At 66.7% G+C, this 21,875-nt stretch carries 20 protein-coding genes and 1 tRNA gene; 14 read left to right on the top strand and 7 right to left on the bottom strand.

The genetic code is table 11. From position 1 onward, the window contains the following. Positions 1–18: 18 nt before the first annotated feature. From RCH14_RS09395 to RCH14_RS09370, 6 genes are all read right to left on the bottom strand, one after another. Positions 19–1,002, bottom strand: a complete 984-nt coding sequence (locus RCH14_RS09395) for an N-acetylmuramoyl-L-alanine amidase (protein ID WP_343025860.1) — start codon at positions 1,000–1,002, stop codon at positions 19–21. After that, on the bottom strand, positions 999–1,967 hold the full coding sequence (locus RCH14_RS09390) for a BadF/BadG/BcrA/BcrD ATPase family protein (RefSeq protein WP_343025859.1): 969 nt from the start codon (positions 1,965–1,967) through the stop codon (positions 999–1,001). The genes RCH14_RS09395 and RCH14_RS09390 overlap by 4 nt, the downstream gene beginning before the upstream one ends. A 36-nt stretch (positions 1,968–2,003) precedes the next feature. Next, entirely contained in the window at positions 2,004–3,605 is a 1,602-nt protein-coding gene (locus RCH14_RS09385) for a family 10 glycosylhydrolase (protein WP_343025858.1), read from the bottom strand. 89 nt (positions 3,606–3,694) lie between these two features. Continuing rightward, the gene (locus RCH14_RS09380; RefSeq protein WP_343025857.1) at positions 3,695–4,960 is read right to left on the bottom strand and encodes an AmpG family muropeptide MFS transporter; all 1,266 of its coding nucleotides are present in this window, start codon (positions 4,958–4,960) and stop codon (positions 3,695–3,697) included. Between the two features lie 48 nt (positions 4,961–5,008). Then, positions 5,009–5,887, bottom strand: coding sequence for an N-acetylmuramic acid 6-phosphate etherase (gene murQ / locus RCH14_RS09375; RefSeq protein ID WP_343025856.1), 879 nt, complete (start codon positions 5,885–5,887; stop codon positions 5,009–5,011). Positions 5,888–5,991: 104 nt separating this feature from the next. After that, on the bottom strand, positions 5,992–6,732 hold the full coding sequence (locus RCH14_RS09370; RefSeq protein WP_343025855.1) for a GntR family transcriptional regulator: 741 nt from the start codon (positions 6,730–6,732) through the stop codon (positions 5,992–5,994). Between the two features lie 158 nt (positions 6,733–6,890). On the opposite strand from RCH14_RS09370, the gene RCH14_RS09365 reads away from it, so the two are divergent. The 14 genes from RCH14_RS09365 to RCH14_RS09300 all read left to right on the top strand — a co-directional run bounded on the left by RCH14_RS09365 (position 6,891) and on the right by RCH14_RS09300 (position 21,684). Then, positions 6,891–8,228 (top strand): serine hydrolase domain-containing protein, encoded by a 1,338-nt coding sequence (locus RCH14_RS09365; protein ID WP_343025854.1) that lies wholly within the window; start codon positions 6,891–6,893, stop codon positions 8,226–8,228. Between the two features lie 115 nt (positions 8,229–8,343). Continuing rightward, a complete protein-coding gene (locus RCH14_RS09360; RefSeq protein WP_343025853.1) occupies positions 8,344–9,579 on the top strand; it encodes a D-amino acid dehydrogenase in 1,236 nt (411 codons plus the stop codon). Between the two features lie 65 nt (positions 9,580–9,644). Further along, positions 9,645–9,917, top strand: a complete 273-nt coding sequence (locus RCH14_RS09355; protein ID WP_183555028.1) for a type II toxin-antitoxin system Phd/YefM family antitoxin — start codon at positions 9,645–9,647, stop codon at positions 9,915–9,917. Between the two features lie 6 nt (positions 9,918–9,923). Further along, the gene (locus tag RCH14_RS09350; RefSeq protein ID WP_343025852.1) at positions 9,924–10,247 is read left to right on the top strand and encodes a type II toxin-antitoxin system RelE/ParE family toxin; all 324 of its coding nucleotides are present in this window, start codon (positions 9,924–9,926) and stop codon (positions 10,245–10,247) included. A 73-nt stretch (positions 10,248–10,320) separates the two neighbouring features. Further along, a complete protein-coding gene (locus tag RCH14_RS09345) occupies positions 10,321–10,779 on the top strand; it encodes a YchJ family metal-binding protein (RefSeq protein WP_343025851.1) in 459 nt (152 codons plus the stop codon). A gap of 45 nt (positions 10,780–10,824) precedes the next feature. Then, entirely contained in the window at positions 10,825–12,432 is a 1,608-nt protein-coding gene (locus RCH14_RS09340) for a carboxyl transferase domain-containing protein (protein ID WP_343025850.1), read from the top strand. Between the two features lie 10 nt (positions 12,433–12,442). Continuing rightward, a complete protein-coding gene (locus tag RCH14_RS09335; RefSeq protein ID WP_343025849.1) occupies positions 12,443–13,228 on the top strand; it encodes an enoyl-CoA hydratase/isomerase family protein in 786 nt (261 codons plus the stop codon). Between the two features lie 18 nt (positions 13,229–13,246). Further along, positions 13,247–14,587 (top strand): adenosylmethionine--8-amino-7-oxononanoate transaminase, encoded by a 1,341-nt coding sequence (gene bioA, locus RCH14_RS09330; RefSeq protein WP_343025848.1) that lies wholly within the window; start codon positions 13,247–13,249, stop codon positions 14,585–14,587. Between the two features lie 4 nt (positions 14,588–14,591). Then, on the top strand, positions 14,592–15,779 hold the full coding sequence (gene bioF / locus RCH14_RS09325) for an 8-amino-7-oxononanoate synthase (protein ID WP_343025847.1): 1,188 nt from the start codon (positions 14,592–14,594) through the stop codon (positions 15,777–15,779). Beyond that, positions 15,776–16,603: a dethiobiotin synthase gene (gene bioD, locus RCH14_RS09320; RefSeq protein ID WP_343025846.1), complete on the top strand. Its 828-nt coding sequence runs from the start codon at positions 15,776–15,778 to the stop codon at positions 16,601–16,603. Before bioF ends, bioD begins: the two co-directional genes overlap by 4 nt. 26 nt (positions 16,604–16,629) lie before the next feature. After that, positions 16,630–17,655 (top strand): biotin synthase BioB, encoded by a 1,026-nt coding sequence (gene bioB, locus RCH14_RS09315; protein WP_343026030.1) that lies wholly within the window; start codon positions 16,630–16,632, stop codon positions 17,653–17,655. 138 nt (positions 17,656–17,793) lie between these two features. Beyond that, positions 17,794–19,791, top strand: a complete 1,998-nt coding sequence (locus RCH14_RS09310) for an acetyl/propionyl/methylcrotonyl-CoA carboxylase subunit alpha (protein WP_343025845.1) — start codon at positions 17,794–17,796, stop codon at positions 19,789–19,791. Positions 19,792–19,832: 41 nt separating this feature from the next. Continuing rightward, the gene (locus RCH14_RS09305) at positions 19,833–20,771 is read left to right on the top strand and encodes a glyoxylate/hydroxypyruvate reductase A (RefSeq protein ID WP_343025844.1); all 939 of its coding nucleotides are present in this window, start codon (positions 19,833–19,835) and stop codon (positions 20,769–20,771) included. 1 nt (position 20,772) lies between these two features. Then, positions 20,773–21,684 carry a hydroxymethylglutaryl-CoA lyase gene (locus tag RCH14_RS09300; protein WP_343025843.1) on the top strand — a complete coding sequence of 304 codons (912 nt, stop codon included), beginning with the start codon at positions 20,773–20,775 and terminating at the stop codon, positions 21,682–21,684. Positions 21,685–21,780: 96 nt separating this feature from the next. Here the strand turns inward: RCH14_RS09300 and RCH14_RS09295 are convergent. Then, positions 21,781–21,857 (bottom strand) — tRNA-Pro (locus tag RCH14_RS09295). Positions 21,858–21,875: the final 18 nt, after the last annotated feature.

Genomic DNA, 21,875 nt, shown 5'->3' with positions numbered 1-21,875 from the left:
ATCCCCCAATCACGGCCATCATGGCGTGGTAATGACTGGCGTGGCCGGGGCCGGGGCGGTTTCCGGCGTCGGTTCGACCGGCAGCACCGGCGTCGGCTCGGGCAAGGTCGGCGTTGGCATCGGCGTTGGCGTAGACATCGGCGCAGGCATCGGCGCGGTCGGTGCCGTTGGTGCCATTGGTGCCAGCGCTGCCTGGACCACCGGTGGCGGCGTGTTCGCCGGCGTGGTCAGCACTTCCAGCAGCGCCGCTGTCTCGGCATCGGCAACGCCCGAGATATCGCGCGGGCGGTACTTCATCTGGAACGCCGCCAGCGTGGTGCGGGTCGCTTCATCGTAGGTGCCGCTCTGCACCAGGCCGAAGCCGTGCGTGGCCAGCTTGCGCTGGAACCAGGCGACGTCCGGCAGCAGGGCGTCGAACGCCGGGCGTACGGCGGCGACACGGTTCGCATCCGGCCACAGCACCAGGCCTTCCTGCGCCAGGCGTTGCCACGGGAACTGCGGCCCCGGATCCTGCTTGCGCAGCGGCGCGATATCGCTGTGACCGAGCACGTTCTCGGGGGCGATGCCGTGGCGCGCCACGATGTCTTTCACCAGCGGCAGCAGCGCATCCATCTGCGCCTGCGGGAACGGTGCGTAGACGCGACCCTGCGGCGTGTCCTTCCAGCCGGCGTTGACGATCTCGATGCCGATCGAGCTGTTGTTCAGTTGCGTGAAGTTCTTCCAGCTCGAGTTGCCCGCATGCCAGGCGGCGCGATTCTCGTCGACCAGGCGGTAGATCTTCGGCTGCGCTTCGTCGGTCAGCAGGTAGTGCGAACTGACCTGCTGCTGCGTCAGGATCTTGATCGAGGCGGGCGTGTTGGCCACCGTGTAGTGCAGCACCAGAAAGCGCGCGCGGCTCGACTGGCCGACAGCGTCATAGGTGGTGTCGTACTTCGGCGTGGTCGGGGTGGTGGTACAACCTGCCAGCACGGCCAGGGCGAGAGCGGCGAAGATTGATTTCATGGGGATTCCTCGTTGATGTTCTTGTTGGTTGCGCGCGCGGGCGGCGTGGCGGCCGGTTGCAATGCCAGCCGCGCGGCGCCGTGGTGGGCGCGCAGGCCGGTCTGCGTCAGCACCATCCCGGACGGCAGCGCGGCGCGCATGGTCTCGATGATCAAGGGGTGCAGTTCGCTCGCGCGGCCGGCCAGCACCACCGGGCGCGCACCGAAGCGGCGCGTGAGCGCCAGCGCCAGGCGCGCCAGTTCCAGCCCGGCCTCGCTCAGGATCGTGGCGGCGGCCGGATCGCACTCTGCGCTGGCGGCAACGGCCAGCGCCAGCTTGCCGATCGCGCCGCGCTCGCCCTGATAGATGAACTGGCGCGACAGATTCCAGTCGGCGCCGCCGATCTGCGCGAACACGGCCTGCGCCAGCGGCGAATCGCGCCAGCAGCCCGGCTGCTCGTCTTCGTTGCGCCAGATGTGGCGCAGCGCCTCGCGCGCGATCCAGAAGCCCCCGCCGCCATCGTCGAGCAGCACGCCGCGCCCGCCGGCGCGGTGGAACACATGATCGGCGTCGATGAAGGCACCGATCGAGCCGGTGCCCGCGTACACGAGGTAGCCGGCGCCGGGCGTGAAATTGGCGCGATACGCCAGTTCGATATCGTTGGACAGCGTAACGGCGCTGGGCGCGACGCCCAACAACTGGGCCAGCCACGCCTGCAGCAATTCGTCGTCGCCACCAAACCCCGTCAGGCCGGCCTGGATGCGCAGCGGACTGGCATGCGCGAGCACTGCCGCCGCCAGTTCTTCCAGGCTGGCGCGCACCGCTGCGCGCCCGTCGGACGTGGCCATCTGCAGCGCCGACAAGCCCGCGACCACGCCGTCGGCCAGGATCGCGCCGCCGGGGGCCGCCAGCGCCCAGCGCGTCTCGGTGCCGCCGGCGTCGATCCCCAGGCCAGGCCCGCTCATTGTGTCCCGATCAGATGGCATGGAAAAATCCGCCCATAAAACCTGATGCTACCTGCATTACGCTTTGCCCCATACGCGCACCCGTGCGCCTTCGTTGCCAAGGCGGTCGACCGCGCTGACCACGACGATCTCGGCCGCGCCCAGCGCGGCGTCATCCGGCACCGACCAGGCCACGCGCACGGCCGGGACCACGGCGAAGCGCCATTGTCCGCTGTGGCGCGACCAGACCGCGTACAGCGCATTGGCCTTGCCCGCCTTGAGCGTCAGATCGACCGAATTCGCGCGGCGCGCGGCCCCCACCAGCGGCGTGCCGGGCCGCTCGCTACCCAGCCACGGCGTGGCCGGCACCAGTGCCTGGCCGGCGTAGCGCGTCGTGCGCAGCTGGTCGGCGATGCCTTTGCGGTTCTGCATCAGTGCGACCATGCTGAAGTGGACGTGGCCGGTGGCAAGCGGCCGGGTACGGGTCACATCGACCTGGGCCAGCACCTCCTGCGGCTCGTAGGCCTTGGTCGCGGCGCCAATGCGGCTGGTAAACAGACCCGGCCAGATGTGACGGCGCTGCGGATTTTGCCTGATCCAGTAATCGAGCAGCACGTCGTAAGCCTGGCCCGGCGGCTTGATCGGCCAGTACAGCTGCGGCACGAAGTAATCGACCCAGCCTTTTTCGAGCCACAGTTCGGCGTCGGCATACAGCTTGTCGTACTGCGAAAAGCCGTTGATGCCGGGCGGGCGGCGGTCCGGGCGGCCCAGGCCGAAGGGGCTGATGCCGAAACGCACCCAGCTCTTTTCGGCGTGGATTCCCTTGTACATCGCCTCGATCAGGCGGTTGACGTTGTCGCGGCGCCAGTTGGCGCGATCGAGCTGGCCGCCGCTGGCCAGGTAGCGGTGCCAGGCCGGATCGTCCGGGAAGTCCAGTTCGCGCGTGCCGGCGCGGCCGTCGAGGGCCGCGGCGTTGCCGGCCATCTGCGGCGCAGCGTCGATCGGGTATGGATAAAAGTAATCGTCGATGTGCACGCCGTCGATGTCGTAGCGACGCACGACGTCGAGGATCACGTCGAGCGTCTGCTTGACGGCGGCCGGCTCGCCCGGGTCCATCCACATGAATTTGCCATAGCGTTTGACGATGGCCGGGTTGGTGTTGGTGATGTGGTTCGGCGCCGACTGGCCGCGCGAAGCGTCCAGCCGCGCGCGGTAGGGATTGAACCAGGCGTGCAGCTCGATCCCGCGCGCATGCGCCTCGGTGATCCAGTAGGCGAGCGGATCGTAGAACGGCTGCGGCGCCTTGCCCTGAATACCGCTCAGGTATTCGGTCCAGGGCTCGAGGTTCGACGGATAGATGGTGTCGGCAGCCGGGCGCACCTGCAGCACGATCGCGTTCAGGTTCATGGCCTTGGCGCGGTCGAGGATGGCGAGCACTTCCTGCTGCTGTTTGGCGGCGCTCAGGTTCGGTTTGCTGGGCCAGTCGATATTGGCGACCGTGGACACCCAGGCGGCGCGAAACTCGCGCGGCGCGGCGGGCGGCTCATTGCCACCGAAGGCCGGGTACAAACCGGCCGTTGCGCCAGGCTTGGTGGGCTTGGTACCGCAGGCGGCCAGGCCCAGGGCGACGGCGCTGGCCATGCCGAGCGTGAAAGTACGTTTGTTCAGATTGGGAAGCAAAAAAAGGGCTCCTTGAGTATGCTGTGCCGGAGGTTGACGGTCCGCGCCGGCGCCACGTCGGGCGCGGCAGCGCGGGCGTTGGCCTCCACTTATTTTTTTCCGAATTCCGGATCGATCTTGACGAGCGCCGCCACGATGAAGGCGGGAATGGTCGCAAGACAGGTCCAGATGAAGAAGTGCTGGTAGCCGAGGTATTCCTGCAGGTCGCCGCTCCACATGCCGGGCACCATCATCCCGAGCGCCATCAGGCCGGTGCAGATCGCGTAATGCGCGGTCTTGTTCGGACCATCGGCCACCATGATCATGTACATCATCATTGCGGTAAAGCCGAAACCGTAGCCGAACTGCTCGAGCGCGAGGAAGGCGGACACGATCATCAGATCGGTCGGCTGGGTTTGCGACAGATAGACGAACACCAGATCGGGCAAGTGGATCGCGAATACCATGATCCACAGGCAGCGCTTGAGGCCCACGCGCGAAATCAGCCAGCCGCCGGCCAGACCGCCCAGCGTCAGCGCGATGATGCCGACCGTGCCATAGGCGATGCCGTATTCGGCGGTGGTCAAGCCCAGGCCGCCGGCGCTGATGGGGTCTTTCAAAAATGGTGCCACGAGTTTGAGCAGCTGCGCTTCACCGAGCCGGAACGTGAGGATGAACGCGACGATCATCCAGATATCGCGCTTTTTGAAAAAGGCAATGAAGGTGCCGAAGAAGTCGCGCAGCGGATTGTCGCTCTTGGGGACGGCGTGGTCGTCGGCCGGCACGGGCAGCGCCCACTGGTGCCACGCAAAGGCAGCGAAGAACAGGCCGGCCAGCACGTAGAACACGATCGACCAGGCCTGGCGCACGTCGCCCAGGCTCACGGCCAGGTAACCGGCCAGCACCACGAGCGGGCCTTGCCCGAACAGCGTGGCCAGGCGGTAGAAGGTGCTGCGCACGCCGACGAACGCCGCCTGCTGCTTCTGGCGCAGGCCGAGCATGTAGAAGCCGTCGGCCGAGATGTCGTGGGTAGCGGAACTGAACGCCATGACCCACAGGACGGCCAGGCTGACCACGAAGAAGGTGGGCAGGTGCAGCACGGTGCCAACGGCAATGAGCGAGGCGCCGACGGCCAGTTGCAGCAGCACGGTCCAGCGCCGCTTGGTGCCGAACATGTCGACGATCGGGGACCACAGCGGCTTGATCACCCACGGCAGGTACAGCAGGCTCGTATAGAAGGCGATGTCGGAATTGGAAATGCCCATGTCCTTGTACATGATGACCGACAGGCTCATCACGACAACGTAGGGAATCGCCTGGGCAAAGTACAGGGACGGCACCCACAGCCACGGGCTGTTCGCTTGCGGTTTTTGCATGACTCTTTCGCGCGCCGTGCAGGCCGGCACTGCTGAAAAGGCGCGCGCTTACGCGAGCGCCTGGCGCACGCTGCCGTGCGCCGCTTCCAGCAGCGCTTGCGCCTGCTCGACACTGGTTTGTTTGGACAAGGCCACGATCGCGGTCTTGACGTGGAAGCCGCATTGTTCCAGCACCGCCTGCGCGGCCGCCTCGTCGGCGCCGGTGGCAAAGCTCGTCAGGCGGATTGCACGTCGTACCAGTTTGGCATTGGTGGCCTTCAAGTCTACCATCAGGTTGCCGTAAACCTTGTTCAAACGCACCATCAGCGCGCTGGAAAAGGTGTTCAGCGCGATCTTTTGCGAAGTGCCCGCTTTCAGGCGCGTGCTGCCCGAAATGACTTCGGTGCCCGTGTCGAGCGTGATGCCGATCTCGGCCTGCGTGGCTACCGGCGCATCCGGATTGTTGGCAAAGCCGACCGTCAGCGCGCCCGCAGCGCGCGCCGCTCGAAGCGCGCCCAGCACGTACGGCGTGGCGCCCGACGCCGCCAGCGCCAGCACGACGTCGTGCGGGCCCACGTTGACACCCGCGATATCCGCCGCGCCCTGCTCAAGATCGTCTTCGGCGCCTTCGACCGCAGCGAACATCGCGCCGTGGCCGCCAGCCAGCAGCGCCACCGCGCGTTCGGCGGGCCACGAGAAGGTCGGGTACAGCTCGACGCTGTCGAGCACGCCCAGGCGCCCCGAGGTGCCGGCGCCGACATAGATCAGGCGCCCGCCCGCTTGCATGCGCGGCACTGCGGCTGCCACCGCGGCGGCGATACGCGGCCCGGCGCGGCGCACGGCGTCCACCGCATGGAACTGGTCATCGATCAGGGCATTGACCAGTTCCGTTGTCGGGTACTGGTCGAGCGCGGTGTGCGCCAGGGAGGGGGTTTCGGTGTTGAGCATCGCTGTCTCGAACCTGCACAATTTGGTTAAAACCAGTGTAATACCACTTTGACAAGCGCTTCCATGAAAGGATCAGGCGCCGTCATGCCGCCAGGTTATGCCATTCAGGCTTGCCGGCGCAGCTCGGCCACGAAATCGTAATGGTCGCTGCGGCAATAGGAATGCGTCAGTTCAACGGGCTGGCCCGATTCGAGATACCCCACGCGGGTGATGAACAGCACCGCGCGGCCTTCGGGCACCTCAAGCCTCGTGGCAAGCTCCAGGTCAGCGTTCATCGCGCGGATATGCTGCAGCGCGCGCACCGGCAGGTGACCCGACCTGGACAGGTGCGCATACAGCGACGCTGCCACCAGCTCGGGGCGCGGCAGCACGGCGGCCGGGATCACGCTCACTTCGTAGGCCATGACGATGTCGTCGGCAAAGCGCAGGCGCTCGAGGCGCGCGATGCGCGCGCCGGGCGACAGGCCGAGCGAGAGCTGCTCGTCGGCGTCGGCCAGCATCGTGTCGCGCCGCAGCCATTGTGAGCGCGGGGTGTAGCCGCGCTGCTGCAGTTGCTCGGAAAAGCTCGACAGCGTCGACAGCGGCTGCTCGATGCGCGGCGCAATATAATTGCCCGAGCCGCGCCGGCGCACCACCAGGCCCTGGTCGACCAGCTGGTCGATCGCCTTGCGCGCCGTGACGCGCGAGACGTCGAGCTGCTCGGACAACATGCGCTCGGACGGCAGCGCCTGATCGGCCTGATAACGGCCATCGCGCACATCCTGCGCCAGCTTGCGCGCAAGCTGCTTGTAGAGCGGCGAATTGTCGTCGTGGTCGACCTGGAATCCGGGGCTGGGGCTGTTCATGGCGTCGTGGCGAAGGGGGCTGGCATACCATCCAAGCATACCACTTGCGACCAATACAAAACGGTTATGCCCTGCGCACGGGTATTCATTGGTCAAGGGTTTCGGACAGTCCGTATGCTGGACCGATAGTCACAATCACGCAACGCCAGGGGACGAACATGAATCACGGCAGGCGCACCCTGTTCGGCATGGCCATGCTGGGGACGATGGGACCATTATTTGCAGCGATGCCCACGGGCGGCGGCGGGGCCGACGCAGGCGGTGCCCTGCAGCGCCAGCTCGACGCCGAACTGGCGGCCATTGCCGACGATCCGGCCTGCCCACTGGCGGGCCTGTCGGTGCTGGCGCTGCGCGCCGGGCAGCCGGTGTACGAAGGTGCGTTCGGACGGCGCACGATCGGCAATGGCCTGTTCCCCGACCGCCCGGCCACACCGGCGACGCTGTACCGGATCGCCTCGATCTCGAAACTCGTCACCACGCTCGGGCTGATGCGGCTGCTGGAAGACGGCCGCGTCGATCTGGACGCCGACGTCTCGGGCTACCTCGGCTTCACGCTGCGCAATCCCCATTTCCCGACCCAGGCGATCACGCTGCGCCAGCTGCTCGTGCACACGTCGTCGTTGCGCGACGACGGCGGCTACTTCTGGCCCGCCACCACGGCGCTGAAGGAGGTCGTCACGCCGGCTGCGCTACCGATGTGGTCAAGCCTGGCCGGACCGGGCGCCTACTACACCTACTGCAACCTGGGGTTCGGGATCATCGGCACGCTCATGGAGCGCATCGCGAACGAACGGTTCGACCGGCTGATGACGCGCCTGGTGCTGCAGCCGCTCGGGCTGCAGGCCGGCTACAACCCGGCCGGCTTGCCGAAGGCCGCGCAGGACAATCTCGCCACCATCTACCGCAAGCGCGCCGTCGACAGCGAGGTCTGGGCGCCGAACGGGCCGTGGATCGCCCAGGTCGACGATGTCGGCGCGCGGCCACCGGCACCGCCACCGGGCCTGGACGGCTACGTCCCGGGCACCAATGCGACGCCGTTCAGCCCCACCGGCGGCTTGCGCATTGCCGCGCGCGACCTGGGCGTCATCATGCGCATGCTGATGGCCGGCGGCGTGCATGGCGGCGCTCGCCTGCTGCAGGGCGCAACGCTCGAGCGCATGTTCGCGCGCCACTGGTCGTATGACGGCGTGGGCGGCAACGGCAATCCGCTGGGCAGCATCCTCAGTCCGCGCGGGCTCGGTAACGCGCATTATCCAAACCGGCCCGGCCTGCGGCTGGCGCCGGGCTTCGATGCGGTGGGCCACCTGGGCGACGCCTACGGGCTGCGTTCCGTGTTCGCCATGGACCGCGCACGGGGCAATGGCGTGATCGTGCTGGCCGGTGGCACCGGATGCGACCCGGCCACCACGCCGGGCCGCGAGACGGCACTGGCGCGTTATGAAGAGCGCATCGTGGCGGCCTTGCACCGCCGCGCCATCCTCGGCCTGGCCGATTGACCGGCATGCACGCGCGTACATATATCCCGGTTATGAGCGCGCTCGCTAGATTCATTGGCAGTGCGTGCCTGCTGCCCCTAAGCTCCCTGTCCCCACCCGAAAAAAAGAGTCTGGCATGCAGCACATAATCGTCATCGGCGGCGGCGTCGTCGGCCTGGCATCTGCCTGGTGGCTACTCGAGGCGGGCCACGAGGTCACGCTGCTCGAGCGCGCGCCGGACGTGGGCAGCGGCGCCAGCTACGGCAATGGCGGGCAGCTCAGCTACCGCTATGTGGCGCCGCTGGCCGACGCCGGCATCCCGCTCAAGGCCTTCAAATGGCTGTTCCAGGCCGACGGCCCACTGCGCTTCAGGCCCGAGGCCGACCTGCGCCAGTACCGCTGGCTGGCCAGCTTCCTGGCCCACTGCCGCGCCGACGTGAATCGCCGCACCACGGCCAAACTGCTCGAACTGGGCGACCTGTCGCGCCGGGCGATGGCCTCGCTCGCCCTGGTCGTGCCGCCCGAACGCTTCAGCTGGCGCGACGCCGGCAAGCTGGTGGTGTTTCGCACGCGCGACGCGTTCGATATCGCCGCATCCCGGCCGGACGCGGGCCAGATCTGGTCGCCCGGGCAATGCACGGCGCACGAACCCGCACTCGCCGCCGCCGAACACCTGCTCGCGGGCGGCATCTACAACCCGGGCGAAGCGGTGGCCGACTGCCACGCCTTCTGCGTGGCGCTGGCCGAACGGCTGGGCGAGCATCCCCGCTTTCGCGGCATCGTCAACGGCACGGCCACCGGACTGCGCGCGGCGCGGGGCCGCATCACCGGCATCGAGACTGACGGTGGCCTGGTCACGGCCGACGCCTATGTGCTGGCCGCCGGCATCCAGAGCCGCACGCTGGCCGACACGGTCGGCATCTACCTGCCGCTGTACCCGCTCAAGGGTTACAGCCTGAGCGCGCCGATCCGCCAGGACGACATCGCGCCCGAGATCAGCGTGACCGACTTCGAGCGCAAGGTGCTGTACGCGCGCATCGGCGACCGGCTGCGGGTGGCGGCGATGGTGGATATGGTGGGCGAGGATGTCTCGCTCGACGCCCGGCGCGTTGCAGGCCTGACGCGCCTGGTGCGCGAGACGATGCCGCGCGCGGCGGATTATTCGCAGGTGTCGGCCTGGGCCGGATTACGCCCGGCCACCCCGGGCAGCGCTCCGATCATCGGCGCCACGCGCTACGACAATCTGTGGCTCAACGTCGGGCACGGACCGCTGGGATTCACGTTTGCCTGCGGCAGCGCGGCCGTGCTGGCGGACCTGGTGCAGGGTAAGGCGCCGCCGTTTGCGCTCGATGGCTTGACGCTGCGCGGTTAGTACTATATTTAGCACCTAATTTAGATATGTGATGCTATGATCGGCGATCGACCAGCGGAGGCACCATGAACTTTTCCAACATCCAACCCATCAGTTATTTGAAAACGAATACCAGCGATGTGGTCAAGTTGGTTCAGGAAACCCACGATCCAGTGGCCATTACTGTCAATGGCCGGGTGCAGGCAATCGTCCAGGATCCGGTAAGCTATCAGAAGACGCAGGATCAATTGACGATGCTACGGCTGCTTGCCCATGGCAGAAAGCAAATTGAAGACGGCAAGGTCACCGGTCATGATGATTTTTTTGCGCAACTGGATGCACAAGACAACGCGCCCTGATAGATCATGAAGATCATCTGGACCGAATCTGCCCAGGACGACCTGCTCACGATCCGCCAATACCTGAAGCAGTCCGAGTCGCCGGACTACGCCAGAAAAGTGACGCAGCAAATCCGCGATGAAGTGACATCCCTGATGCAATGGCCCAATAAAGGGACGCTCGTAGGCGAGCTGGAAGAGCTCAACCTGCCCCGATACCGTCAGCTTCTGGCCGGTCAGCATCGCATTATTTTTGAGCGTGGCGATCGTGAATGTTTTTATATTTACATCGTTTGCCATACGAGCCGCGATCTGGCAGCACTGTTACGTCGACGAATCCTGTCGAGCTAGCCGGCTGGTCTGGCGAGGCCTTCCCGAAGCACCCACCTGACCATCGTTGGTGAAATCGCGGATAATTGCCGCCATGCCTCCCCGCCCCACCTCCCCCTGCCCCTGCGGCGGCCCCTCGTTCGACACCTGCTGCGGCCCGTTCCTGGCCGGCGCGGCCCTGCCGCCCACCGCCGAACACCTGATGCGCTCGCGCTACACCGCCTTCACGCTGGGCGACGAGGCCTACCTGCGCGCCACCTGGCACCCGAGTACCCGGCCGCAGGAACCGATCGTCGACAGCGAGCCGGTCCGCTGGCTTGGCCTGGAGATAAAAACTGCTTTACGTTTACGTCAACGTAAAGCAGAATTGCCGGACGTTCCAGGTGACCACGACCAGCCCCGCGACGAAGACCACGTCGAATTCGTCGCCCGCTTCAAGGTGGGCGGGCGCGCGCACCGTCTCCACGAGCGCAGCCGCTTCGTGCGCGAAGCCGGCCCGGATGGCGCGCCACGCTGGTTTTACCTGGACGGCAGTTTCCCCGACAAGCAGTAAAGCGCTGCCACGCACCCAGGGCGGCGACAGACCAGAGGACGGCACATGCCCCAGATCGAAAGCAAACTGAACCCGCGCAGCGAGGATTTCAAGGCCAATGCCACCGCCATGCAGGCCGTGGTGGACGACTTGCGCGCGCGCGTGGCGCAACTGGCGCAGGGCGGCGGCGCCGAAGCCAGCGCGCGTCACCTCGCGCGCGGCAAGCTGCTGCCGCGCGAGCGTGTCGAACATCTGCTCGATCCGGGTACGCCCTTCCTCGAATTTTCGCAACTGGCTGCCTATGAGATGTACGACGGCGCCGCGCCCAGCGCCGGCATCATCACCGGCATCGGCCGCGTCTCGGGCCACGAATGCGTGATCGTCTGCAATGACGCCACCGTCAAGGGCGGCACCTATTACCCGATGACGGTCAAGAAGCACCTGCGCGCGCAGGAGATCGCCGAGCAAAACAACCTGCCCTGCATCTATCTGGTCGACTCGGGCGGCGCCAACCTGCCGAACCAGGACGACGTGTTCCCCGACCGCGACCACTTCGGCCGCATCTTCTACAACCAGGCGAATCTGTCGGCCAAGGGTGTCCCGCAGATCGCGGTCGTGATGGGCTCGTGCACCGCCGGCGGCGCCTACGTGCCGGCGATGAGCGACGAGTCGATCATCGTCAAGGACCAGGGCACGATTTTTCTCGGCGGCCCACCGTTGGTGAAAGCGGCGACCGGTGAAGTCGTCAGCGCCGAAGACCTGGGCGGGGGCGACGTGCACACGCGCCTGTCGGGCGTGGCCGATCATCTGGCGCAGAACGATCCGCATGCGCTGTCGCTCGCGCGCACGATCGTGTCGAACCTGAACCGCGTCAAGCCGCAGCAGGGCGAACGGCGCGCGAGCGTCGAGCCGCACTACCCGGCGTCGGAACTGTACGGCGTCATCCCGGTCGATACGCGTAAACCGTTCGACGTGTGCGAAGTGATCGCGCGCGTGGTCGATGGCAGCGTGTTCGACGAATTCAAGGCACGCTACGGCACGACGCTGGTGTGCGGCTTTGCCCATATCCACGGCATGAAGGTCGGCATCATCGCCAACAACGGCATCCTGTTTTCCGAGTCGGCGTTGAAGGGCGCGCACTTCATCGAGCTGTGCTGCCAGCGCAAGATTCCGCTCGTGTTTTTGCAGAACATCACCGGCTTCATGGTCGGGCGCAAATACGAAAACGAGGGCATCGCGCGCAATGGCGCCAAGATGGTCACGGCCGTGGCCACGGCTGCCGTACCCAAGTTCACCGTCATCATCGGCGGCTCGTTCGGCGCCGGCAACTACGGCATGTGCGGCCGCGCGTTCTCGCCGCGCTTCCTGTGGATGTGGCCCAATGCACGCATCTCGGTGATGGGCGGCGACCAGGCCGCGTCGGTGCTGGCCACCGTCAAGCGCGATGGCATCGAAGGCCGCGGCGGCCAGTGGTCGCCCGAAGAAGAAGCCGCGTTCAAGCAGCCGATCCGCGACCAGTACGAGCACCAGGGCCACCCGTATTACGCGTCGGCGCGGCTGTGGGACGATGGCGTGATCGACCCGGCCGACACCCGCACGGTGCTGGGCCTGGGCCTGTCCGCCGCCATGAACCAGCCGATCGGCGACACGACGTTCGGCGTGTTCCGCATGTAAGGGAATGACGATGACTTATGACACCCTGCTTGTGACCGTCGCCGACAAGGTCGCCACCGTCACGCTCAACCGCCCCGACCTGCGCAATGCCTTCAACGAGCAGGCGATTGCCGAACTGGCGCGCGTGTTCGATGAACTCGGCCGCAACGACGCCGTGCGCGCGATCGTCCTGGCCGCCAACGGCCCGTCGTTCTGCGCCGGTGCGGACCTGAACTGGATGAAGAAGATGGCCGGCTACTCGCATGACGAGAACGAGGCCGACGCCATGCGCCTGGCAGAGATGCTGCGCACGATCTACCTGTGCTCCAAGCCGGTGGTGGCGCGCGTGCAGGGCGATTGCTACGCCGGTGGCATGGGCCTGGTGGCAGCCTGCGACATCGTCGTCGCGAGCGAGACGGCCGGTTTTTGCCTGTCCGAAGTGAAGCTCGGGCTGATTCCGGCTACCATCTCGCCTTACGTGATCAAGGCGATGGGCGAACAGGCGGCGCGCCGCTACTTCTTGACGGCCGAGCGCTTCGACGCGGCCGAGGCGCAGCGCATCGGTGTCGCACACGAGGTCGTGGCGCCGGAAGCGCTCGACGCGACCGTCGCCGGGATCGTCAAGGCGCTCGTCAACAACAGCCCGCACGCCGTCCGGCAGGCCAAGACGCTGGTGCGCGAGATTGTCGGCCAGCCGGTCGACGACGCGCTGCTGCTTGACACGGCCGGGCGCATCGCCGCGATCCGCGCATCGACCGAAGGCCGCGAAGGCGTGGCCTCGTTCCTTGAAAAGCGCAAGCCGACATGGATTAACTAGTATTGGAATTTTATAGTGATGCAGCAAACCACCTCCTCCGACTGGATCGCGCGCAGCCTGCGCAGCGTCTGGCATCCCTGCACCCAGATGCAGCATCACGAAGAGGTGCCGCTGATCGCGGTCAGCCATGGCAAGGGGCCGTGGCTGTACGACTATGACGGCAAGCGTTACCTCGACGGCATCAGCTCGTGGTGGGTCAACCTGTTCGGCCATGCGAACCCGCGCATCAATGCCGCACTAAAAGACCAGCTGGACAAGCTCGAACACGCGATGCTGGCCGGCTTCACGCATGCGCCTGTGGTCGAGCTGGCCGAACGCCTGGCGGCGCTCACCGGCCACGCGCTGGGCCACGCCACGTTTGCCTCCGACGGCGCATCGGCCGTGGAAATCGCGATGAAGATGAGCTTTCACGCATGGCGCAATGCCGACCAGTCGTCCAAGCAGGAATTCGTCTGCCTGCAGGGCAGCTACCACGGCGAGACGATCGGCGCGCTGTCGGTCACCGACGTGCCACTGTTCAAGGACGCCTACGGCCCGCTGCTGCGCGCCTCGCACGTGGTGAGCGCCCCCGATGCACGCGGCGCCTTCGAGGGCGAGACGGCGCAGGACGTCGCACGGCGCGCGATCCTTGAAGTGAAAGCGCTGTTTGAAGAGCGTGGCGACAAGATCGCCGCCATCATCGTCGAGCCACTGGTGCAGTGCGCCACCGGCATGGCGATGTACGATCCGCTGTATCTCAAGCTGTTGCGCGACCTGTGCGACCAGCACCGCGTGCACCTGATCGCCGACGAGATCGCGGTCGGCTGCGGGCGCACCGGCACCTTCTTCGCCTGCGAGCAGGCCGGCATCTGGCCAGACTTTCTGTGCCTGTCGAAAGGCATCAGCGGCGGCTACCTGCCACTCTCGCTCGTGCTCACGCGCGACGACATCTACCAGGCCTTCTACAGCACCGACATCACGCGCGGCTTCTTGCACTCGCACTCGTACACCGGCAATCCGCTGGCCTGCCGCGCGGCGCTGGCCACGCTCGACATCTTCGAAGAAGACGACGTGTTGAACCACAACCGCGAACTGGCCACCAAAATGACGGTGGCGCTGGCGCCGCTGGCCGACCATCCGCGCACGCGCCACTTCCGCCAACGCGGGATGATCTTCGCGTTCGACGCGGTCGAACCGGATACCGATCTTGCATCGACCTTCGCGCGCCGCTTCTTTTCGACGGCGGCCGAGAACGAACTGCTGCTGCGCCCCATCGGCCGCACCGTGTACCTGATGCCGCCGTACGTGCTGGACGACGAGGACGTCGCGGGCCTGGCCGCGCGCACGATCAAGACGTTCGAATCGGTCATCGCGGGGTGATGCGATGGACTTGATCGCCACCATCGACCGCCAGCTGGACACGCTGGCCGCGCGCAGCCTCACGCGCCGCCGCCGCATCACCGATGGCGCCTGCGCGCCACGCCAGCTGGTGGACGGACGCGACCTGCTGGCCTTTTGCAGCAACGATTACCTGGGCCTGGCCGCGCATCCGCAGGTGATCGAGGCGCTGCGCGAAGGCGCGCAGCTGTACGGCGCCGGCAGCGGCGCCTCGCACCTGGTGTCGGGCCACAGCCGCGCCCATCACCTGCTCGAAGAAACACTGGCCGAGTGGATGGCGCCGCACCTCGAGCAGGCGCGCGTAGTCACGCTGTGCACCGGCTACATGGCCAACCTCGCGATCCTCAGTGCCCTGGGTGTCGATGCCGATGCGATGATCTTTTCCGAGGCGCTGAACCACGCCTCGCTGATCGACGGCGCCCGGCTCGCGAAAGCGGGCGTCACGGTCTACCCGCATGGCGACGTCGAGGCGCTGACACAACTACTGGCAGCCAGCAGCGCCAGCACCAAGATCGTCGTCACCGACAGCGTGTTCAGCATGGATGGCGACCTGGCGCCGCTGCCGGCGCTGCTGGCCGCGTGCGAGCGCCACGGCGCCTGGCTGGTGGTCGACGATGCGCACGGCTTCGGCGTGCTGGGCCAGAACGGGCGCGGCGCACTGGAACATTTCGGGCTGCGCTCGCGAAACCTGATCTACATGGGCACGCTGGGCAAGGCCGCCGGCGTCGGCGGCGCCTTCGTCGCCGCGCACGCCAGCGTGATCGAGTTGCTCATCCAGCGCGCCCGCCCCTACATCTACACGACGGCCTGCCCGCCCGCGCTCGCGCATGCCTTGCTCGCCAGCCTTGCTATCATGGGCGGTGACGAGGGCGCCGAACGGCGTGCACACCTGGCGCAACTGGTCGCGCAGCTGCGCGCTGCGCTGCGGCTGGAACGCTGGCAACTGGCAGCGTCAAGCACGCCGATCCAGCCCGTCATCATCGGCAGCAACGACGATGCGCTGCGCGCCGCCAGCCGTCTGCACGAGCAGGGCTTGTGGGTGCCGGCGATCCGCCCGCCGACCGTGGCGCCCGGCACCGCGCGCCTGCGCGTGACCTTGTCCGCCGCCCATGCCACGGATGACGTGGCACGGCTGGCGCAGGCGCTCAACGAACTGGAAAAGGCCGCACCATGAACAACCTGAATGAAACTGATGCACCGGTCATCGCGCAACCCGCGCTGGACCCCGAGGTCGACCTGACCGAGTTCGACGAGCCGGTCCTGGAACCCGAACTCGAACTGCGCGCCGATGATTTGCCAATGCGCTTTGCGTGCTTTGTCACCGGCACCGACACCGAGATCGGCAAGACGCTGATCTCGGCAGCCATCCTGCACAAGCTGGTGGCCACCGGCCAGCGCGCCTGTGGCATGAAGCCGGTCGCGGCCGGCGCCGAACTGAAAGACGGCGTGCTGCACAACGACGACGCCGACCAGCTGATCGCGGCAGGCAACGTGCATCTGCCGGCATCGCTGACCACGCCCTACCTGCTGCGCGAACCTGCCGCGCCCCACATCGCCGCCGCGCTCGAGGGCGTGACGATCGAGCTGGTGCCGATCCTGGCCGCCTTTGCCGAGGTCCAGGCCGCGTCCGACGCGGTCGTGGTCGAAGGCGTAGGGGGCTTTCGCGTGCCCTTCAACGACGACTTTGACAGCGCCGACCTGGCCGCACAACTGAACCTGCCCGTGATCCTCGTCGTCGGCGTGCGCCTGGGCTGCATCAGCCATGCGCTGCTGACGGTCGAAGCGATCGTGGCGCGCGGCCTGGTGCTGGCCGGCTGGGTCGCCAACACGGTCGACCTTGAGATGCGCTTCGCGCAAGAGAACATCGAGGCGCTGGCCCAGCGTATCCCGGCGCCGCTGCTGGGCCACGTGCCGCGCCTGAACGAACCGACGGCTGCTGCGGCAGCCGAATTTATCGACCTCGCCGGACTGCCGAACTGGCCGTCCACGCGGGTCTAGTTTTTGAAGGAACCGAAATGACCAATATGAACACCGTCGCCCTGCACCGCCCAACGGCCGCCATCAAGCCGCCAGAGAATGCGACCTGGCCGCTGGCCGACGTGCTCGCGCTGTTCGACCTGCCGTTCACCGAACTGATGCACCGCGCGTCGACCGCGCACCGCCTGAATTTCCCGGACGGCGACGTCGAACTGGCGACCCTGTTGTCGATCAAGACCGGCGGCTGCGAAGAAGACTGCAGCTACTGCCCGCAGGCGGCGCGCTACGATACCGGCGTGGAAGCCAAGAAGCTGCTCGACATCGACACGGTGCTCGACGCGGCGCGCGCGGCCAAGGCCAGCGGCGCCACGCGCTTTTGCATGGGCGCGGCATGGCGCAGCCCGAAAGAGCGCGACATGGACAAGGTCGAGACGATGGTGCGTGAAGTCAAAGCGCTGGGCATGGAAACCTGCGCCACGCTGGGCATGCTCGAAGCCGGCCAGGCAGAACAGCTCAAGCGCGCTGGCCTGGACTACTACAACCACAATATCGACACCGCGCCGGACTTCTACAACAACGTCATTTCGACCCGCGAATACCAGGACCGCCTGGACACGCTGGGCCGCGTGCGCGAAGCGGGCCTGAAGGTCTGCTGCGGCGGCATCGTCGGCATGGGCGAGACGCGCGAACAGCGAGCCGGCCTGATCGCGCAACTGGCGAACCTGAACCCGTACCCCGAATCGGTGCCGGTCAACCACCTGGTGCAGGTGGCTGGCACGCCGCTGCACGGCATGGACAAGCTCGACCCGATCGAATTCGTGCGCACCATCGCGGTCGCGCGCATCACGATGCCGCAAGCGCGCGTGCGCCTGTCGGCGGGGCGCCGCGAAATGGGCGAAGCGGTGCAGGCGATGTGCTTCATGGCCGGCGCCAACTCGATCTTCTACGGCGACAAGCTGCTGACCACCGAGAATCCCGAGGCGGACGATGACCGCGTGCTGCTGGAAAAACTGGGCCTGAAGACCCGCGCGGCGACGCTGGACTCCGCGCCGAAGGAAGCCTGCGCCTGCTGAGCATCGTACTCAATGCAGTAGCAAGCGCAGTACTAAGCGCCAGTACTAGGCGCCAGTCCTAAGCGCAGTACCCGCGCGGCCGGGGAGACACGGCCGCGCAAGCATTACCCGAACAACCATAAGCGAAAGATAACGCGCATGTTCACCAAACTCCTCATCGCCAATCGTGGCGAGATCGCCTGCCGTGTGGCCGCCACTGCGCGCCGCATGGGTATTCGCACCGTCGCCGTGTATTCCGAGGCCGACGCCGGCGCCAAGCACGTCGCGGTCTGCGATGAGGCCATCCTGATCGGTCCCGCCGCCGCGCGCGACAGTTATCTGCGCGGCCAGAAAATCATCGAGGTCGCCAAGGCCACCGGCGCGCAGGCGATCCACCCCGGCTATGGCTTCCTGTCCGAAAACGCGGCGTTTGCCGACGCCGTGCAGGCCGCCGGCCTGGTGTTCGTGGGCCCGCCCGCGGCATCGATGCGCGCGATGGGTTCCAAGTCGGCCGCCAAGCAGTTGATGGAAAGCGCCAACGTGCCGCTCGTGCCGGGCTACCACGGCGACGAGCAGGATCCTGCGTTCCTGCGCCAGCAGGCCGACCGCATCGGCTACCCGGTGCTGCTCAAGGCCAGCGCCGGCGGCGGCGGCAAGGGCATGCGCGTGGTCGAGCGCTCCGAAGACTTCGAGGGCGCGCTGGCCTCGTGCAAGCGCGAAGCGATTTCCAGCTTCGGCGACGACAAGGTGCTGGTCGAAAAATACCTGATCCGCCCGCGCCACATCGAGATCCAGGTGTTTGCCGATAGCCTGGGCAACTGCGTCTACCTGCACGAGCGCGATTGCTCGGTGCAGCGCCGGCACCAGAAAGTGCTGGAAGAAGCGCCCGCGCCCGGCATGCCGCCGGAGCGGCGCGCGGCGATGGGCGAGGCGGCCGTGAACGCTGCGCGCGCGGTCGGCTATGTCGGCGCCGGCACCGTCGAATTCATCGCCAACCAGGACGGCTCGTTCTACTTCATGGAGATGAACACGCGCCTGCAGGTCGAGCATCCGGTGACCGAAATGATCACCGGGACCGACCTGGTGGAATGGCAGTTGCGGGTCGCCTTTGGCGAAGCGCTGCCCAGGCAGCAGCATGAGCTGGGCATCCACGGCCACGCGATCGAAGCGCGCGTGTATGCCGAAAATCCCGAGAAGGGTTTCCTGCCGTCGATCGGCACCTTGCGCCATATGGACGTGCCGCGCGCGGTGGCCTTTGAACTGGGCACTGACGGCGCAAATCCGGCCGCCGTGCGTGTCGATTCCGGCGTGCGCGAAGGCGATGCGATTTCGCCGTTCTACGATCCGATGATCGCCAAGCTGATCGTCTGGGGCGCGGACCGCACCCAGGCGCTGGCGCGCATGTCTCAGGCGCTGGGCGAATTCCGCATCGTCGGGCTGGCCACCAATATCGCATTTTTGAAACGCCTGGTCGAGGGCGAGGCGTTTGCCACGGCCGACCTGGACACGGGCCTGATCGAGCGCCATGGCGCGACGCTGTTCCCGCCTGCCGCGCCGGCGCCGCTGGGCGCGCTGGCCCTGGCCGTGTTCGCGCTGCGCGAGAGCGCGGCCAACGACGCTGATCCATGGAGCCGGGCCAGCGGCTGGCGCATGAACGGCGACTACCGCCGCGTGCTGTCGTGGTCCGACGAATTCGGCGCCTACCGCGTTGGGCTGACCCACCGCCGCGACGGGCTCGAGATCGACCTCGATGGCCAGGCGCAGCGCGTGGCACGCATCGGTCGCGCTGGCGATGAACTGGCGCTGCGCCTGGGCGAGACGGCCGTGCAGGGCGTCGTGCGCCGCGACGGCGACGTGTTCCACGTATTTACCGGCGGTGGGCATTTCACGCTGACGTACAATGATCCGATGGCCCATGCCGGCGAAGTCGAAGCGCTCGGCGGTCGCCTGACGGCGCCGATGCCGGGCAAGGTGGTCGCGGTGCTGGTCCAGGCCGGCACTACCGTGGTGAAGGGCGAACCGCTCGTCATCATGGAAGCGATGAAGATGGAGCACACGATTGCCGCACCAGGCGATGGCGTGGTCGAAGAAGTGCTGTACGAGGTCGGCGACCAGGTTGCCGACGGCGCGCCGCTGCTGGCCTTCAAAGCGGCATAAGCAACACCCATAAAAACCACCCTACACGATGAGGGGGAGACATGCGGATTGTCCTGTACCGGGGCGATGGCGTCAGCGAGCCTTGGGAACACGCGTTTGCCAGCGTGATGCCGGGCGTCGAGACCGTCATCTGGAAAGAAGACGAGCAACTGGCGCACTGCGATTATGCGGTGCTGTGGAACCCGGCGCCGGCCCTGCTGGCGCAGCTGGCTCAGATGGGGAGCGTCAAGGCGATCTTCCTGATGGGCGCCGGCGTCGATGCGCTGCTCAAGTTTGGCGACGCCTTGCCCGACGTGCCGCTGGTGCGTCTGGGCGACGCCGGCATGGGCGTGCAGATGGCCGAGTATGTGGCGCATGCCGTGCTAAGGTACTTCCGCCGCTTCGATGAATATGAACAGCAGGCCAGGCACGGCGCCTGGAATCCGCTGCCGCAGCATCCGAAAGAGTCGTTTGCGATCGGCGTCATGGGCCTGGGCCGGCTGGGCATGCCGGTGGTCGAGGCGATGCGCCATTTCGGCTTTCCCGTGCGCGGCTGGAGCCGCAGCCCGAAAGACATTCCGGGCGTGCCGACCTTTGCCGGCATGGCGCAATTTGGCGACTTTTTGCAGGGCACGCGCGTGCTGGTCTGCCTGCTGCCGCTGACGCCAGAGACCACCAACCTGCTCGACCGCCACAACCTGGGCAAGCTGGCGCCCGGCGCGTACCTGATCAACGTCTCGCGCGGCGCAATCCTGGCCGAGCCCGACCTGATGACGCTGATCCGCTCAGGGCACATCGCCGGCGCCACGCTCGACGTGTTCCGCCACGAGCCGCTGCCGGCCCAGCACCCGTTCTGGAACGAGCCGCGCATCGCCCTCACCCCGCATATTTCGGCGCTGACCATGCGCCAGGACGCAGTGCGCCAGATCGTCGCCAAGATCGACGCCCTGGAACACGGCCAACCGGTCGACGACCTCGTCGACCGCCAACGTGGATATTGAGATGACACCCCTGCCAACGAAGGTCAAGATTGTCGAAGTCGGTCCGCGCGACGGCCTGCAGAATGAAAAAGAAGCGCTTGGCGCTGACGTGAAAATCGAACTGGTCGAGCGCCTGGCGCGGGCCGGTTTCGTCAATGTCGAGGCGGCGGCGTTTGTCTCACCGAAGTGGGTGCCGCAGATGGCGACGTCCGCCGAGGTGCTGGCCCGCATCGAGCGCCGGCCCGGCACGATCTACTCGGCGCTGGTGCCGAACATGCAGGGCTTCGAGGCCGCGCTGGCCGGCAAGGCCGACGAGGTCGTGGTGTTCGGCGCAGCATCCGAAGCGTTCTCGCAAAAGAACATCAACTGCTCGATTGCCGAGTCGATCGCGCGCTTCGAGCCGGTCGCGCGCGCTGCCAAAGCGCACGGCCTGCGCCTGCGCGGCTCGATCAGCACTGCGTTCGGCTGCCCGTACCAGGGCACCGTCTCGCTCGATGCCGTGGGCGACGTGGTGGCGCGCATGCGCGACCTGGGCTGTGACGAAATCGATATCGCCGACACGATCGGCGTGGCGACCGCGCGCCAGACACAGGCCGTGATGCTGCGCGCGGCGCAGGCATTCCCGATGGGCCAGCTGGCCGGCCACTTCCACGACACGTATGGCCAGGCGCTGGCGAATATCTATGCGGCGCTGGAAGTGGGCGTGGCGATTTTCCACTCGTCGGTAGCGGGCCTGGGCGGCTGCCCGTATGCCAAGGGCGCGACCGGCAATGTCGCGACCGAAGACGTGCTGTACCTGATGCAGGGGCTGGGTATCGAGACGGGCGTGGATCTCGACCAGGTGGTCGATGCCGGGCTGTTCATCTCGGCACAGCTGGGCCGCAAGAGCATCAGCCGCGCCGGCAATGCGCTGGCGGCCAAACGGGCCGGCTGACTAGCAGGCCCCCGGTGTGCCGGGGGCTGTTTCAACAAAAACGGCCGTACAACGAAAAAAGCCGACAACTCGCGTTGTCGGCTTTTCTCTTAATGCTGGTCGGAGTACAAGGATTCGAACCTTGGACCCCCTGGTCCCAAACCAGGTGCGCTACCGGGCTGCGCTACACTCCGAAGAAGCAAGATAATACC

Origin of the sequence: Massilia sp. MP_M2 (genome assembly GCF_039123635.1) — a bacterium.
In the GTDB taxonomy this organism is placed as follows: Bacteria; Pseudomonadota; Gammaproteobacteria; order Burkholderiales; family Burkholderiaceae_D; genus Telluria.
The sequence above is the reverse complement of the archived record's forward strand: the minus strand, read 5'-3'. Positions and strand labels throughout refer to the sequence as shown.